At 63.4% G+C, this 15,890-nt stretch carries 13 protein-coding genes; 10 read left to right on the top strand and 3 right to left on the bottom strand.

Annotated features, from left to right (window positions below; all coding sequences use genetic code 11):
* Positions 1-1,245 carry an MFS transporter gene (locus tag L6637_RS33530; RefSeq protein ID WP_237873267.1) on the bottom strand — a complete coding sequence of 415 codons (1,245 nt, stop codon included), beginning with the start codon at positions 1,243-1,245 and terminating at the stop codon, positions 1-3.
* A 291-nt stretch (positions 1,246-1,536) separates the two neighbouring features.
* On the opposite strand from L6637_RS33530, the gene L6637_RS33525 reads away from it, so the two are divergent.
* The 3 genes from L6637_RS33525 to L6637_RS33515 all read left to right on the top strand — a co-directional run bounded on the left by L6637_RS33525 (position 1,537) and on the right by L6637_RS33515 (position 7,108).
* Complete coding sequence (locus L6637_RS33525) at positions 1,537-4,863, top strand: adenylate/guanylate cyclase domain-containing protein (RefSeq protein ID WP_237873265.1); 3,327 nt, start codon at positions 1,537-1,539, stop codon at positions 4,861-4,863.
* A 21-nt stretch (positions 4,864-4,884) separates the two neighbouring features.
* A complete protein-coding gene (locus L6637_RS33520) occupies positions 4,885-5,565 on the top strand; it encodes a redoxin domain-containing protein (protein ID WP_237865064.1) in 681 nt (226 codons plus the stop codon).
* 97 nt (positions 5,566-5,662) lie between these two features.
* A complete protein-coding gene (locus tag L6637_RS33515) occupies positions 5,663-7,108 on the top strand; it encodes an adenylate/guanylate cyclase domain-containing protein (RefSeq protein ID WP_237873264.1) in 1,446 nt (481 codons plus the stop codon).
* Between the two features lie 33 nt (positions 7,109-7,141).
* Here L6637_RS33515 and L6637_RS33510 read toward each other — a convergent pair whose 3' ends face one another.
* Positions 7,142-7,984: a uroporphyrinogen-III synthase gene (locus L6637_RS33510; protein WP_237873262.1), complete on the bottom strand. Its 843-nt coding sequence runs from the start codon at positions 7,982-7,984 to the stop codon at positions 7,142-7,144.
* 177 nt (positions 7,985-8,161) lie between these two features.
* Between L6637_RS33510 and purU the strand changes: the two genes are divergently transcribed.
* The gene (gene purU, locus L6637_RS33505) at positions 8,162-9,025 is read left to right on the top strand and encodes a formyltetrahydrofolate deformylase (protein WP_128958365.1); all 864 of its coding nucleotides are present in this window, start codon (positions 8,162-8,164) and stop codon (positions 9,023-9,025) included.
* Positions 9,026-9,067: 42 nt separating this feature from the next.
* On the opposite strand, the gene L6637_RS33500 is transcribed toward purU, so the two are convergent.
* Positions 9,068-9,352 carry a hypothetical protein gene (locus L6637_RS33500; protein WP_237873261.1) on the bottom strand — a complete coding sequence of 95 codons (285 nt, stop codon included), beginning with the start codon at positions 9,350-9,352 and terminating at the stop codon, positions 9,068-9,070.
* Between the two features lie 529 nt (positions 9,353-9,881).
* Between L6637_RS33500 and L6637_RS33495 the strand changes: the two genes are divergently transcribed.
* The 6 genes from L6637_RS33495 (at position 9,882) to L6637_RS33470 (ending at position 15,831) form a co-directional block, all read left to right on the top strand.
* Positions 9,882-11,060 (top strand): ABC transporter substrate-binding protein, encoded by a 1,179-nt coding sequence (locus tag L6637_RS33495; protein WP_237865059.1) that lies wholly within the window; start codon positions 9,882-9,884, stop codon positions 11,058-11,060.
* Positions 11,061-11,263: 203 nt separating this feature from the next.
* Positions 11,264-12,133 (top strand): branched-chain amino acid ABC transporter permease, encoded by an 870-nt coding sequence (locus L6637_RS33490; protein WP_237873260.1) that lies wholly within the window; start codon positions 11,264-11,266, stop codon positions 12,131-12,133.
* Positions 12,134-12,141: 8 nt separating this feature from the next.
* On the top strand, positions 12,142-13,170 hold the full coding sequence (locus L6637_RS33485; RefSeq protein WP_237873258.1) for a branched-chain amino acid ABC transporter permease: 1,029 nt from the start codon (positions 12,142-12,144) through the stop codon (positions 13,168-13,170).
* Positions 13,167-13,922 (top strand): ABC transporter ATP-binding protein, encoded by a 756-nt coding sequence (locus tag L6637_RS33480; protein WP_237865056.1) that lies wholly within the window; start codon positions 13,167-13,169, stop codon positions 13,920-13,922. The genes L6637_RS33485 and L6637_RS33480 overlap by 4 nt, the downstream gene beginning before the upstream one ends.
* Positions 13,915-14,631: an ABC transporter ATP-binding protein gene (locus tag L6637_RS33475; RefSeq protein WP_237873257.1), complete on the top strand. Its 717-nt coding sequence runs from the start codon at positions 13,915-13,917 to the stop codon at positions 14,629-14,631. The genes L6637_RS33480 and L6637_RS33475 overlap by 8 nt, the downstream gene beginning before the upstream one ends.
* Positions 14,632-14,712: 81 nt before the next feature.
* Entirely contained in the window at positions 14,713-15,831 is a 1,119-nt protein-coding gene (locus L6637_RS33470; RefSeq protein WP_237873256.1) for a cobalamin-independent methionine synthase II family protein, read from the top strand.
* Positions 15,832-15,890: the final 59 nt, after the last annotated feature.

Below are 15,890 nucleotides of genomic sequence, written 5' to 3'. Positions count from 1 at the left end.
CTACCGCGCATTGGCGGGCGCGTGCACCGGCCAGAGGTCGGTGCGCCAGCGGACCGCGATCGCCAGCATCGCGATGAAGCCCGCGGCGGCATAGAGCGACCCCGTCGCGGAATAGCCGATGAGGTCGATCAGGCTGCCAGCCGCGAGCAATCCGATCGGCAGGCCGTAGATCACCATCATGCGCACCCCCATCACGCGGCCGCGCAGGTGAGCGCTGGCGGTCCGCATCAGGATGACGGCTGCCGAGATCATCGACATGCTCTGGGCGATGCCGGCCAGCACCAGGCAGGCCATCGCCACCTGTATGGTCCTGATTTCGACGAACACCAACAGCAGCGTGTACCAGGCGAGGGTGGCGCCGATCAAAAGGCGGGCGATACGCAGGCCGCTAACCAGACTAAGCGTGACGGAGCCGATCAGCGAGCCCAGCGCGAAGCTTGCCGAGAGATAACCAAGGCCGGTCTGGTCGGTATGAAAGATGTCGCGCGCGATGTAGGGCAGCAGCCCATTCGTCAGCGGAAAAGCAGTGAGATTGGCCAGGAATGCGACGCACAGCGCGGCCAGCATGGCGGGCCCATTCCAGGAAAAAACGAGGCCTTCCTTGAGATCGCGCAGCAGCCGCGAGCCGGAATGGCTCTCGACCGTGCGATGCTCGGCGGACTTCGCCGGTCGGGTCAGGCAGAACATCAGACCGGCGGCCACGACATAGAGGCAGGCGATCACCACATAGACCTTGCCGATGCCGAAGGTCGCGAACAGTCCGGCTCCGGTCAGCGCGCCGGCGATGCGCGCGCTGTCCTGGGTCGTGCGTGACAGGCTGATCGCCCCCACCAGCAGCTCGGCCGGCATGATGTCGGCAAGCAGTGCGCTGCGAAGGCCGAGATCCGAGGAGCGGATCAGGCCCATGATCGTCACGATGATCATCACCTTGAGCGGCGCGAGATGGCCGGTCAGCGCCAGCGCCATGATGGTCGAGGCGAGCACGGTATAGGTGAGACGCAGCACGCCAAGAAGATCGCGGTGACCCATGCGGTCGCCGACCATTCCGAGCACCGGAGCGATCAGCGTTCCCACATATTGCAGCGAGGCGAGAACGGTCAGCAGCAGCACCGAGCCTGTTTCGACCAGGATGTACCAGCCGAGCACCAGCGTCTCGACCTCGAACGCCCAGGAGGTGAGCAGGTCCGACGGCCACTGAAAGCGATAGTTGCGAATGCGGAATGGTGCGAGCGCGGATGTGCTCAAGATGCGATGACGGGTTTCACGGCGATTCCCCCTTATTCTTGTTGTTCTGTTCGGCAGGGTAGCCGCGGCCAAGCCCCTGTCAATCGGCGCTACTGCATGCCGCCATGCTTGCCGACGACGCGCGGTGCGCCAGTGCGTCCGCAGCATCGCTTCGTCGCCCATCCGATACGGACATGTTGACCAACCACCGCTTGCTCTTCCGGTGCGACGAGGCCATGCTTGCCTGGTTTCTGGGCCCATCCGGCAGGTCCAGTAGATCGCGCCATCGCGGCTTCCGCGAGATCTTGACCCATGAACTGCTCTTGCTGTGGTCTAGAGGTCCAGAGCGGCTTTGCCTTCTGCCCGAAGTGCGGCACGAAGCAGCCGAACGCGTGCCCTGGCTGCGGCTTTCGATGCGCGCCGGATTTCGCCTATTGCCCGAAATGCGGCGTCTTCGTCTCTGAGGTCCCCGCAGGCGGCGAGCAGGCATCGGCGCGGACGAGCCCGACGACGCTCCCGATCCGCTCCTCCTCCCCGCCGCTCGCGCCGGCAGAGGAGGCCCAAGCCGCATTTCGAGCTCCGTCGGACAAGATCGACAGCGAGGCGAACCGCCGCACCATCACCGTGCTGTTTGCCGACCTCAGCGGCTTCACTGCGATGAGTGAGCGGCTCGACCCCGAGGTCATGCAGACGCTTCAAAACGAATTGTTCGAGGAGTTGACGGCCGCAGTGCAAAGCTTTGGCGGCTTCGTGGACAAATTCATCGGCGATGCGCTGCTGGCCCTGTTTGGTGCGCCGGCGGCGCACGAGGATGACCCGGAGCGGGCGGTGCGCGCTGCCCTCGACATGATCGACCGGACGGCGCGCCTCAGCGAACGCGCGAAGGCGTATGCAGGTTCACCTCTGCTGCTCCATGTCGGGATTAATACCGGGCATGTCGTCGCGGGCGGGCTCGGTGCGGGTGTCACCAAATCCTATTCGGTGACCGGCGACACGGTGAATACCGCCCAGCGACTACAATCGATGGCGGCTCCGGGCGAGGTGCTGGTCGGGCCGTTGACCCACCGGCTGACGCGGCATGCGTTTTCCTATGACTCGCTTGGCGAGGTCTCACTCAAGGGCAAGATGGGCAGCGTGCTGGTCCACCGTCTGAAGGAAGCGCTCGACACGCCCCGCGCGGCGCGAGGTCTCGATACGCTGGGCCTCAATGCGCCGTTGATCGGGCGGGACGCCGAGCTTGCGCGCATGATCGGCAGCCTTGATCTCGCGTGCGGCGGCGCGGCACAATTGGTGCGGCTGGTCGGTGAAGCCGGCATCGGGAAAACGCGCCTGGTCAGGGAGTTCGTCGCCCGCATTCGCGACCAGGATCAATTCGCTGGCGTGGCGATCCGGCAGGCGGCGTGCTCGCCGCTCGGCGAACAATCCTATGGCACACTCGCCGCCGTGCTGCGCAGCGCCTATGGCATCGCGCAGAAGGCGGGCGCCACTGAGGCGGAGGCGAAGGTCGCCGAAGCGCTGTCGGAGCTTGGCCTCGCGACTGACGAGGCCGACCGCCTGATACCCCTCTATTTGCACGTACTCGGCCTCGGCGACCCCAACACCTTGCTCAGGCATGTCGAGCCTGAACAGCTCCGCCGGCAGATATTTTTCGCGATTCGCACCGTCTTCGAGCGCCGCCTGGCACTGTCGCCACTGCTGATCATCGTCGAGGATCTGCATTGGGCCGATGCGGTGTCTCTGGAAGCGTTGCGCTTCCTGATGGATCGACTTGAGCGGACGCGGCTGATGCTGCTGTTTACGCATCGGCCGATGCTGGAACTGGACCAGTTCGGTTCGAGCAGGATCAGTCACGCAACCCTCCGGCTGCCCCCGCTTGGCGACGCCGACGGACAAAGGCTGCTCGCGGCTTACTTCAGTCACGGTTGGCGTGAACCGCCGGGGCGTCTGTTTAGTCGGATCCTCGATCGTGCCGGCGGCAATCCGCTTTTCCTCGAGGAGATCATACGCGGCCTGATCGAAGCCGGTACTCTGGAGCGCGACGGTGCGCAGTGGCGGATGACGTCGGATGAAGCCGCCGCCGATATTCCGGCAAGTATTCAGGCGTTGTTGCTCGCGCGTCTCGACCGGTTGCCGCATCAGGTGCGCCGCCTAGCACAGGAGGCCGCGGTGATCGGCCCGCGTTTTGATGCGGCTACTCTCGGTGCGGCGGCAACCGAGCCGGCAAGGGTTGAAGCAGGGCTCGAACTTCTGTGCGATGCGGAAATCGTCGAGGAGATCGCGGGCTCGAACTCGATTTCGCTGCGGACCTACCGCTTCACGCAAACCATGCTTCAGGACGTCATCTATCAAAACCTGCTTCTGCAGCGCCGGATCGAGCTTCATGGACGGATTGGTGGGGCGCTCGAGAGGCTCTATAGCAATGAGCCCGAGCGGCTCGAAGATCTCATACTGCTCGGACATCACTTCAGTCTGAGCGCGAGCAAGCCGAAAGGCGCGCGCTATTTGCGCGCGGCCGGCGACCGCGCACGCGCCAGCTATGCCAATGACGATGCCATCCGTCTCTACCAGCAGGCCCTCGCCGTGCTGTTGACCGGCGGCAGCGAACGTGAGCCGGAACGTCTGGTCCTGTACGAGCGGATTGCGGACCTCTGTGCCGCGGCTGGCCGCCGGAACACGGCCGAGGAGCACTTTCGCAGCGCGTTGGAGGGGCACCGCGCCACGCAGGACCGGATCGGCGAAGCACGAATTCTTCGTAAGCTTGGCCGATTGCTGTGGGATGCCGGCAAGCGGATCAAGGCAGAGACGCATTACGCCAAGGCGGCCAACCTGCTTGGAGGGATCGACGCGCCCATCGAGTGGGCGCATCTCTTGCAGGAGCGCGGCCGTCTCGCGTTTCGGACAGGCGATCACGTGGCCGCCGCGAGATGGGCAGACGAGGCGCTCGGCTATGCACGGTCCGTACCGGCGGAGGCGGACGAGCAGGGCGGGCTAGAGGCGGCACGTGCCATTGCGGAGGCCCTCAACACCAAGGGGGTAGCGCTGGCGCGGCTTGGACGACACGAGGAGGCGGTGCGCGAGGTGGAGCAAAGTGTTGCAGCCGCCGAAACAGCCGGCCACCTTAACGTAGCCTGCCGCGGCTACACCAACCTCGGTGTGCTCTATACGATTGTCGACCCGGCGAAAGCCGTGACGATCTGCCGGCGTGGGCTCGATATCGCGCGCCGGATCGGGGACCTCGGCTTCCAGGCGCGTCTTCTTGCCAATTTTGCTGTTGCCTGTTGCACCTTCACGGACAGATGTAGCGAGGAAGGTGTACCGGCTGCCGAAAAGGCAATCGAAATCGACCGTGCGCTGGATCTGCGCGAGCATCTCTCCGTGCCCCTGATCGTGCTCGGGCAAATCCATCAATGTCATTTCCGCCCCGATCTGGCCTCCCTCTGCTACAATGAGGCAATCGAGGTGGCGAACGAAACCGGCGAACCGCAGCAGCTTTTTCCGTGCTATGATGGTCTCGCCACGCTGAGCCTTGATCGAGGCGACATGCCCGAGGCAGACCGATATTTCGCGCTGGCCCATGATGTCTGCGCCCGCCACGGGCTCGATCCCGCCGGGCTGATCGTGTTGCCATTTCTTGACTAAGTCATATGAAGGAGTTCAACCATGTCAGAACTTCATGTCGATGGACCGCTTCAGCCGGGCGATCGTGCACCGAACATCGTGCTGGACGCCATCACACGCGATGGAACGATCGCGCTCCAGGATTTTCGCGGGCATAGTCCGATATTGATCGGCTTGTTTCGCGGGCTGCACTGCCCGTTCTGTCGGCGCCACATCGCGGCCCAGGCGCAACTTGACGCAGCCCTGCGCGAGAAGGGCGTCGAAAGTCTCACCGTCGTGAATACGCCGATCGAGCGCGCGCGGCTCTACTTCCGCTATCATCCCTTGCCCAATCTGCTTGCCGCGTCCGACCCAGAACGGGTCTCGCACCGCGCGTTCGGCCTGCCCAATATCGAGTTTACGGAGAACGAGACCGAGTGGCCGCGCAAGGTGGGTATGGACGTTGTCATGAGCATGCAGGTCGATATGCCCGGCGAAACGTCGGGGCCGATGAATCGGTTGGCGGCTTCCGAGTACCTCAACAACAAGGACGGCTACCAGATGATGGAGGCCGATCAGCGCATGGCGGCAACCGGCCAAGGCCAGCTGTTCGGCCAGTTCCTGCTCGATCGTGAGGGGATCGTGCGCTGGTCCTTTACCGAGGTTCCTGAAGGCGGCCAACGCATGTTCGGGGCTCCGAGCCCCCAGGAGTTGATGTCGGCCGCCTCGCAAGTGGCAAGCTAGGAATCGCCGCCGGGTTGGCGGTGCAAATGCCGCGCTCGACGCGCTGCAACCCGCGGCGACAGTTCCTGCTCATGACTCGTAAAGACTCAGGCGCACGATGACCCACATCCAGGAGCGGCTGCTCGAAAGCAAGATGACCGAGATCGAGCAGGCCCGATCCTGGAGCCCACGCGTGATCTCGAAATTCGAAACGCTTATCAGGGGCGGTGACGATCTCTCGCTCTACCGGATCAATCCCCTGGCGTTCGCGCGTGATCGCGCGATTACCGAGGCTGAAAGCATCGACCTGTTTCTCCATGCGACCAGGAGCGGGTTGTTCGAGATGAGTTGGGACGTTGTTTGTCCCCAGTCCGGCATGGTGCTCGACAGCTTTGGCGCTCTGCGCACCCTGAAAACCCATTACGTTTGCGGCCTCTGCGACGTCAGCGGTGAAACCGACCTCGACGATTTCATTGAAGTTACGTTTACGGTCTCGCCGCAGCTCCGGCGGATTCCATTTCATGATCCTGATTCCCTTTCGATCGAGGATTTCCACTGGAAGCTTCGTTTCCTTGGCGACGCGCGCATGCCCGGTCAGCAGGTCCGATTCCTCGATTTCCTGCGGGGATTGGTTCGTGGACTTGCGTTCTTGCCGCCGGGCTCGACCACCTCTCTTCGTGCCGACCTCGGTCCCGGTGCCCTGGCCGGAGTCAACGTCCAGACGCAGGCTGCATTCGTGGTCTCGGTCGTAGGCGAACCCGCAACTGCGCCGACCGTCCTGCGCGTCGGATATGATGCGCAGCGCTTTTCGCCTTCGCTGCCCGTCGTCCCGCCTGGCCCCGTTGTGATCGACGTGGAGAACTCCGGCGTAGTGCGTGGCTCATTGCTCTTGATCAATTGGCCGCCCGACGTCCTGGCTCAGACGACCAAGCCTGCGCTCGAGTTCGAACCGTATATGTCCGGCGGCATGTTACTTGCGCGGCATACCTTCCGCCGCCTGTTCCGCTCGGAACGTGTCGACGAGCGGGAAGGCCTCGGTATCCGGCAGGTGACCTTGCTGTTCACGGATCTCAAGGGGTCGACCGCGATGTACGAGCGTCTCGGCGATCTGAATGCCTACGCCCTGGTTCGCGAGCATTTTGCCTTGCTGGGAGCGACCGTCCAGGCGCATTCCGGCGCCATCGTCAAGACGATCGGGGACGCCGTGATGGCGGTCTTCTCCCGCCCGACCGACGCGGTCTCCGCGGCGTTGCAGATGCTCGGAGAAATAGAACGCTACAACAGCGAGCATGGTGACCCGAGCATCATCCTAAAGATCGGAGCGCATTGTGGCCCGTCGATTGCAGTGACCCTCAACGAAAATCTGGACTACTTCGGGCAGACTGTGAATGTTGCGGCGCGCGTGCAAGCCTTGGCTGATGCCGGCGAAATCTGTCTCTCGGAAGCGCTTTATTCGGCGCCGGGCGTCAGCGGCCTTCTCGCAGGCCACGCCATCGTTCAGTTTGACGCACCTCTCCGCGGCGTCGTGGGAAACGCGTGCGTGTATCGTGTCGTGCGTAGTTAGGATCCTGCTCCGGCACGAGCCTGCTGGGGAGTTTCACGTCACGGGTACTTTCGGCTTCTTCTCCGTCAGCACTACGGCCATCGCCGAGATCAGCGGCCGCATGAAATACGCATCTTCCGCCGGCGCGATGTCCGTGCGTAGGCCATGCGCGGCGAGCTCCCCCGACACCGCAGGGCCCACCGACGCAATCAGCGTCCGCTCCAACCCTGCGCGCAACTTCGCTTCGATGCCGTGTGCCTTCGCGGCTTCCATCAGTCGGCGAACCTGGCCGAGATTGGTCAGCGCGATGGAATCGATTCGTCCCTCCGCCATGTCGTCGATGGCGGCGACGATGCTGGCGTCCGCAGCTTTGGAGTCGTAGACGTAAGGCAGCAGGGTATCGACCTCAGCGCCTTGCGCGGCGAGTGCGCCAGTCAGGACGCTGTGGTCCTTGTCCGGATAAAGCTGGAGGCCGAGGCGATGCCCCTTCAAATCCAGCTTGCCCAGCATCTCGATCACGCCTTCGGTGGTCGGCTTCTCCGTGGTCTGCTGAGCCTCGAGCGAGATTTCGCGCAGCGCCTTGCCGGGCTTCGGCCCGCGGGTGAACTTTCGCGATTTGGCCAACGCTGCGACCAAAGCCTGGTCGAGCCCGCGCGTGCGCGCGAGCTTCATGATCCGCCGCAGGCCCTCGCCAGTCATCAGAACGAGGTCGTCGAACGGCTTGTCGATGGCGCGGCGGATCCAGGCTTCGACCGGGGCCGGGTCCGGAGCATCCTGGATGGTGAACATCGGACACTGCACGACCTCGGCGCCTTGCTCGGCCAGGAGCTTCGAGAACTGCGCCTCCTCGCGGGTCTCCAGGATCAGGATGTGGGTGCCTTTCAATCGGTCGGCCATGGGCGTGCTCCGTTCAGTTCAAAATCGCAATCGTCCGTTCATCCTGACTCCGCCGTCGGGATTGGCGCAAGGGTCGCCTCGGTGCTAGAGCAGGGCGCAAGTCGCGGATCGTTCCGCACATCGCTGCCCAAACCTTCGTCAAGAGCCATCTCTTCAACAGCCATTTCATCAACAGCCATGCCTGATCATCAATACGTTCTGACCCTGTCCTGTCCGGATCGCCCCGGCATCGTCTCGGCGGTGTCGACCTTCCTGGCGAACTCCGGACAGAACATTCTCGACGCCCAGCAGTTCGACGACGTCGAGACCAAGAAATTCTTCATGCGCGTGGTTTTCACCGCGGCCGATCTCGCCGTGGAATTGGCCGCGCTCCAGACCGGCTTTGCCGCGATCGCCGAGCGCTTCGGCATGGAGTGGCAGATGCGCGACCGCGCCGCGCATCGCAAGGTGATGCTGCTGGTGTCGAAGTCCGACCATTGCCTGGTCGACATCCTCTATCGCTGGCGCACCGGCGAATTGCCGATGACGCTCGCTGCGATCGTCTCCAACCATCCGCGCGAGGTCTATGCCGGGCTCGATTTCGGCGAGATTCCGTTCCATTATCTGCCTGTCACCAAGGAGACCAAGCGCGAGCAGGAGGCTCAGATCCTCGATCTCGTTGCCAGGACCGGGACCGATCTCGTGGTCCTCGCCCGCTACATGCAGATCCTGTCGGATGATCTGTCGGCCAAGCTGTCCGGCCGCTGCATCAACATCCACCACTCGTTCCTGCCGGGCTTCAAGGGCGCAAAGCCCTATCACCAGGCCCATGAGCGCGGCGTGAAGCTGATCGGCGCCACCGCCCATTACGTCACGCGCGATCTCGACGAAGGTCCGATCATCGATCAGGACGTCGAGCGGATCAGTCATCGCGACACGCCTGAGGATCTCGTTCGCAAGGGACGCGACATCGAGCGCCGCGTGCTGGCGCGGGCGATCCGCTATCACCTCGACGACCGTGTCATCCTCAATGGCCGCAAGACCGTGGTGTTCGTGGATTGATTTGCTCACCTCGCCCCGATTGCGGGGCGGGGAGCCAGTCCCTCAGTGCACCGCGTCGCCCGAAGTCGACCCAATCGCCCCCTTCTTCGCCTGCTCTTCCTTGTCGCGATCCGCCGCCGGCATCAGCCGCTTGCGCTCGCGCTCCTTCATGTAGGCGTCGTATTGCGGTGTACCCGGCCGGGGCGGGGCATCCGCCGGCAGGCCGCCGGCCCATTGCGGGATGTAATCGCCCATTCCGGCCGAGAGTTTTTCGTTGACCGTGCCGCAGCCGGACAGGCCCGCGGCAAGCGCGAGCAGGGACACGATGGAACGGAAACGTCTGGACATATTGGGCACTGCAATCGGGACGAGGGGCGGACACCGGGCGAGCGGCGCGACCGGAACGGTAGCCTTCAACAAGGTAAAATAGACTTATTCGAGATAGGTATAAAAATACCTGGCATTCGCGGTATCGATTCTCCCCCGATGTGCGGATTCTGCAAATGAAAGACGAAATCCTCCATCCCCGCGGGCGATCGCCTTCGTAGACTGCGGGCGTCGGTACGCGGCAATCTGCTTGGCCGGCGCGAGGGCTTTTTCGTTGACAGCTCCATTTCATTTGTACAATCGTACAAATGAAATGTGCGAACGCGGAGCCCGGGTTACCCCGGCGTAACCGCGACATCACTTTCCAATCTCGGTGACTGGAACGCGCGGGCCTTGCGCGGAATGGTCGCCAAACGTCCGATTGACAATGAGGGCGCGAAAGACGCCATGTGACGCGCGATATCGCTCGTGCGCGGGTTAAAGTCAGCCAAGGACCGAGCTAATCGGTCCATCGCAGAAGAAGGTCAGGAATGAAGGGGAGGGACATCTGATGTTCGAATACAAAACGTTTTCTAGGGCGGCTGCCATTGCCGCCATCGCAGGCCTTGCGGGCCTCGCACCGGTCAAGGCGCAAGACACCGTCAAGATCGGCCTGATCCTGCCGATGACCGGCGGCCAGGCCTCGACCGGCAAGCAGATCGAGAACGCGATCAAGCTCTACATGCAACAGAAGGGCGATACCGTCGCCGGCAAGAAGATCGAGATCATCGTCAAGGACGATGCGGCAATTCCCGACAAGACCAAGACCGCAGCGCAGGAACTGATCGTCAACGATAAGGTCAGTTTCATCGGCGGCTTCGGCGTGACGCCGGCCGCGCTGGCCGCGGCTCCGCTGGCAACGCAGGCCAAGATTCCGGAAGTCGTGATGGCGGCCGGCACCTCCATCATCACCGAGCGCTCGCCCTATATCGTGCGCACCAGCTTCACGCTGGCGCAGTCCTCGACCATCATCGGCGACTGGGCCGTGAAGAACGGCATCAAGAAGGTGGCGACCCTGACCTCGGACTACGCGCCGGGCAATGACGCGCTCAACTTCTTCAAGGAGCACTTCACGGCCGGCGGCGGCGAGGTGGTCGAAGAAGTCAAGACGCCGCTCGCCAACCCCGACTTCGCGCCGTTCCTGCAGCGCATGAAGGATGCCAAGCCCGACGCGATCTTCGTGTTCGTGCCGGCGGGCCAGGGCGGCAACTTCATGAAGCAATATGCCGAGCGCGGCCTCGATAAGGCGGGCATCAAGGTGATCGGACCGGGCGACGTCACTGACGACGACCTGCTCAACAACATGGGCGACGCCGTGCTCGGGACCGTGACCGCGCACATCTATTCAGCGTCGCATCCCTCGCAGATGAACAAGGACTTCGTTGCCGCCTACAAGAAGGCGTTCGGCAATCGTCCGGGCTTCATGGCGGTGAGTGGTTATGACGGCATCCACCTGATCTACGAAGCGCTGAAGAAGACCAACGGCGACACCGACGGCACCAAGCTGGTCGAAGCCATGAAGGGTCAGAAGTGGGAGAGTCCGCGCGGTCCGATCTCGATCGATCCGGAGACGCGCGACATCATCCAGAACGTCTACATCCGCAAGGTCGAGAAGGTCGACGGCGAGCTCTTCAATGTCGAGTTCCAGACCTTCGAGGCTGTCAAGGATCTCGGCAAGACGAAGAAGTGACGCGCGAAAGCGCGTCATCCGGCGGCTCTTCCTTCACACCTCTCCCGCTTGCGGGAGAGGTCGGCGCAGAGCGCCGGGTGAGGGTTCTTTCCTCTGGGGGAGCCTTCGTTGTTGAGACACCCTCTCCCCAGCCCTCCCCCGCAAGCGGGGGAGGAGCGCACAGCACGGCCCTGAGCGACACTAGAGATGATATTCGACGTTCCATGACCTCGATCCTCACCAACCTGTTCGATGGCGTGGCCTACGGCATGCTGCTGTTCGTGCTTGCCTGTGGGCTTGCGGTCACGCTCGGCCTGATGAACTTCGTCAATCTCGCCCATGGCGCCTTCGCCATGGCCGGCGGTTATGTCTGCATGCTGCTGGTGAACCAGCACGGCTGGCCGTTCTTCGCGGCATTGCCGCTCGCCTTCGGCTCGTCTGCGGTGATCGGCATCGTGCTCGAGCGCACGCTTTATCGCCACCTCTATGCGCGCAGCCATCTCGACCAGGTGCTGTTCACCATCGGCCTGACATTCATGTCGGTCGCGGCCGTGGACTACATCCAGGGCTCCTCCCGTGTCTTCATCAATTTGCCGGCAGCACTGCAGGGTCAGTTCGATGTGTTCGGCGTCGGTATCGGCCGTTACCGGCTGATGATCATCGTGATCTGCGGCTTGCTCACGATCGGTCTGCAGATGGTGCTCGCCAAGACGCGTTTCGGCAGCCGCCTGCGCGCCGCGGTCGATGACCCCCGCGCCGCGAGCGGTCTCGGCATTAACGTGCCGCAGGTCTTCGCCTTCACGTTTGCATTCGGATGCGGTCTCGCAGGTCTCGGCGGCGCGCTGAGCGCCGAGATTCTCGGCCTCGATCCGTATTTCCCTCTGAAGTTCATGATCTACTTCCTGATCGTGGTCACCGTCGGCGGCTCCTCCTCGATCACTGGGCCGTTCCTGGCCTCGCTCCTGCTTGGCATCGGTGACGTCGCCGGCAAATATTACGTGCCGAAGATGGGCCCCTTCGTGATCTACACCATGATGATCGTGATCCTGATCTGGCGCCCGAACGGCCTGTTCGGCCGCACGGCTGCGCGCTGAGCTTGCCGATGAGCGCTTCTTCCGACGTCGGTTTCCACGCCCAGCGGCATGCTCGCTGGCACTATGGCGAAGCGGCCTTCTGGCTTATCGTGCTGGCCTGCGGCTTCGTGTTTCCGTCGCGCTATCTGATCATGACCGACATCCTGCGGCTGGCGCTGTTTGCGATGTCGCTCGATCTCATCCTCGGCTATGCCGGCATCGTCTCACTCGGCCACGCCGCCTTCTTCGGCGTCGGCGCCTATGCGGCGGGGCTGCTTGCGCTTCATGGCGTCATCAACGAGCCGGTGCTGGCGCTGATCGCGGCGGGCCTTGCCGCGATGGTGCTGGGCTTTGCCACCAGCTTCCTGGTGATCCGCGGCGTCGATCTGACCCGGCTGATGGTGACGCTGGGCATCGCGTTGTTGCTGGAGGCGCTCGCCGAGCGCTTCTCCAACATAACCGGCGGCACCGACGGCCTGCAGGGTATCGAGATGCAGCCGATCCTCGGCCAGATCCCGTTCGACATGTTCGGCAAGGCCGGATTCTTCTATTCGCTGGCCGTGCTGTTCGTGCTGTTCCTGCTCGCCCGCCGCATCGTCCATTCCCCGTTCGGCCTGTCGCTGCGCGCGATCAAGAACAACCCGCTGCGCGCCGCCGCCATCGGCATCCCCGTCAACCGCCGCCTGATCGCAATCTATACGCTTGCGGCGTTCTATGCCGGCATCGCAGGGGCGCTGTTCACCCAGACCACCGCGATTGCCTCGCTCGATGTGTTCGCATTCGATCGCTCGGCCGATCTGATGCTGGTGCTCGTCATCGGCGGCGCCGGCTATCTCTATGGCGGCCTGATCGGCGCGGTAATCTTCCGCATGCTCCAGGAAGTGTTCTCCACCATCACCCCGCAATATTGGCAGTTCTGGATCGGACTCGTGCTGGTCGTGATCGTGCTGGTTGGTCGCCAGCGGCTGCACTATGGCGTGCTGTTCCTGCCCAATTTGCTGATCAAACAGATTGCGGGACGCAAGGCGGTTGTGACCGTGCCGGAGAGCGACGCATGACCATCGCACTTGAAACCCGGAACCTCGAAAAGACTTTTGGTGGCCTGCGTGTCACGCGGGATCTTTCGCTCAAGATCGAGCAGGGCGCCCGTCACGCGCTGATCGGCCCAAACGGCGCCGGCAAGACCACTGTGATCAACCAGCTCACCGGCGTGCTCAAGCCGAACTCGGGTCGCATCCTGCTCGAAGGCCAGGACATCACCGATCTGCCCGTGCACAGGCGCGTGTTGCGCGGACTGTCGCGCACATTCCAGATCAACCAGCTCTATCCTGATCTCACGCCGCTCGAGACCATCGGCCTTGCCGTCTCCGAGCGCCTCGGCCATGGCGGCGACTGGTGGCGGCGGATGGGCACGCGCAGCGACGTCAACGGCGAGATCGCCGATCTCCTGACGCGCTTCCATCTGCTCGATGTCATGAACGAGCAGACCGTGACGCTGCCCTACGGCAAGCAGCGCCTGCTCGAGATCGCGGTTGCGATCGCCGCCAAGCCGCGCGTGCTGCTGCTCGACGAGCCCGCCGCCGGCGTGCCGGAGAGCGAGCGCCACGACATTCTCGCGGTCGTCGGCAGCCTGCCGCGCGACGTCACCGTGCTGCTGATCGAGCACGACATGGACCTCGTGTTCTCGTTTGCCGACCGCATCTCGGTGCTGGTCTCCGGCGCGTTGCTGACCGAAGGCCCGCCCGAACAGGTCGCGCGCGATCCACAGGTGAAGGCGGTCTATCTCGGCGAGGAGGCGGTCAATGTCTGACCTGCTCGCAATCGACCAGCTTCGCGCCGGCTATGGCGAGGCGGTGGTGCTGCCGAAGATGACGCTGAACCTTGCCGAAGGGCAGGTGCTGGCGCTGCTGGGACGCAACGGTACCGGCAAGACCACGCTGATCAACTCCATCGTCGGCGTCACCCGCCGTTTCTCGGGCTCGGTCACGCTCGCCGGCACGGATGTCACGAGTTTGCGGCCCGACCAGCGGGCGCGTGCCGGCATCGGCTGGGTGCCCCAGGAGCGCAACATCTTCCGCTCGCTGACGGTGGAAGAGAACATGACCGCGGTGGCGCAGCCCGGTCCCTGGACCGTCGAGAAGGTCTATGAGATGTTCCCGCGGCTGAAGGAACGGCGCAGCAATTTCGGCAACCAGCTCTCCGGCGGCGAGCAGCAGATGCTGGCGATCGGCCGCGCGCTGACCCTCAACCCGAAGGTCCTGCTGCTGGACGAGCCGACCGAGGGCCTCGCCCCCATCATCGTCGAGGAGCTTCTGAAAGCGATCGGGACCATTACCCGGGCCGGCGGCATCTGCTCGATCATCGTCGAGCAGAACGCGCAAAAGATTCTGGGGCTCGCCGACCGTGTTGTGATATTGGAGCGCGGAACGATCGTCCACGACGCCCCGAGCGCCGCGCTCAAGGGCGACCCGTCGGTCCTCGAGCGCCACCTCGGCGTCGCAGGGGCGGCGGCCCACTAACTTGTCCGACGCGTTTTCTTCACGCGAACCGGTCTCCACTTCGCTTGAAAACGCTATAGAAAATATCTTGGGAGTTAAGAAATGCAGCGAACCAAAGCCCCCTTCCGTGCCGACGAGGTCGGCAGCCTTCTGCGCCCTGCCAAGATCAAGGACGCACGCGCAAAACTCGAGAAGGGCGAGATCTCGGCCGACGATCTGCGCAAGATCGAGGACATGGAGATCGAGAAGGTCGTGCACAAGCAGGCTTCGGTCGGCCTGAAGCTCGCGACCGACGGCGAATTCCGTCGCTCCTGGTGGCATTTCGACTTCCTCGCCAAACTCACCGGGTGCGAGCTGTTCCACCCCGACACCGGCATCCAGTTCGCCGGCGTGCAGACCCGTCACGACGCGGTGCGGGTGATCGACAAGCTCGATTTCTCCAACGATCACCCTATGCTCGACCACTTCCGCTTCCTGAAGAAGGTCGCCGACCAGGCCCACGTCACCGCCAAGATGACGATCCCCTCGCCGGCCGTGCTGCACTTCCGCGGCGGCCGCAAGGCGATCTCCAAGGACGTCTATCCCGATCTCGACGCCTTCTACGAGGATCTCGGCAAGACCTACCGCAAGGCCGTGAAGGCGTTCTACGACGCGGGCTGCCGCTATCTGCAGTTCGACGACACCGTGTGGGCCTATCTCTGCTCGCCCGACGAATTGCAGAAGGCGCGCGAGCGCGGCGACAATCCGGACGGTCTCCAGCAGATCTACGCCCGCATCATCAACTACGCGCTGGCCGAGAAGCCGGCCGACATGGTGGTGACGACGCATGTTTGCCGCGGCAATTTCCGCTCGACCTGGATTTCCTCGGGCGGCTACGAGCCGGTGGCTGAGACCATGCTCGCCGGCACCAATTACGACGGCTATTTTCTCGAATACGACAGCGACCGCGCCGGCGGCTTCGAGCCGCTGCGCTTCTTGCCCAAGGGCAACAAGGTCGTCGTGGTCGGCGTCATCACCTCGAAGTTCGGCGAGCTCGAGAAGAAGGACGACATCAAGCGTCGTCTCGAAGAGGCTTCCAAGTTTGCTCCACTGGAGCAGCTCGCCCTGTCGCCCCAGTGCGGCTTTGCCTCGACGGAAGAGGGCAACATCCTCTCCGAGGAAGAGCAATGGGCCAAGCTGAGCCTTGCGGTCGAAATCGCGAAGGAAGTGTGGGGGCAATAAGTCTCCACACTCTCGCTGTCATTCCCCGCGAAGGCGGGGAATCCAGTACGCCGCGGCTT

Origin of the sequence: Bradyrhizobium zhengyangense (assembly GCF_022012435.1) — a bacterium.
Taxonomy (GTDB): domain Bacteria; phylum Pseudomonadota; class Alphaproteobacteria; order Rhizobiales; family Xanthobacteraceae; genus Bradyrhizobium; species Bradyrhizobium zhengyangense.
The sequence above is the reverse complement of the archived record's forward strand: the minus strand, read 5'-3'. Positions and strand labels throughout refer to the sequence as shown.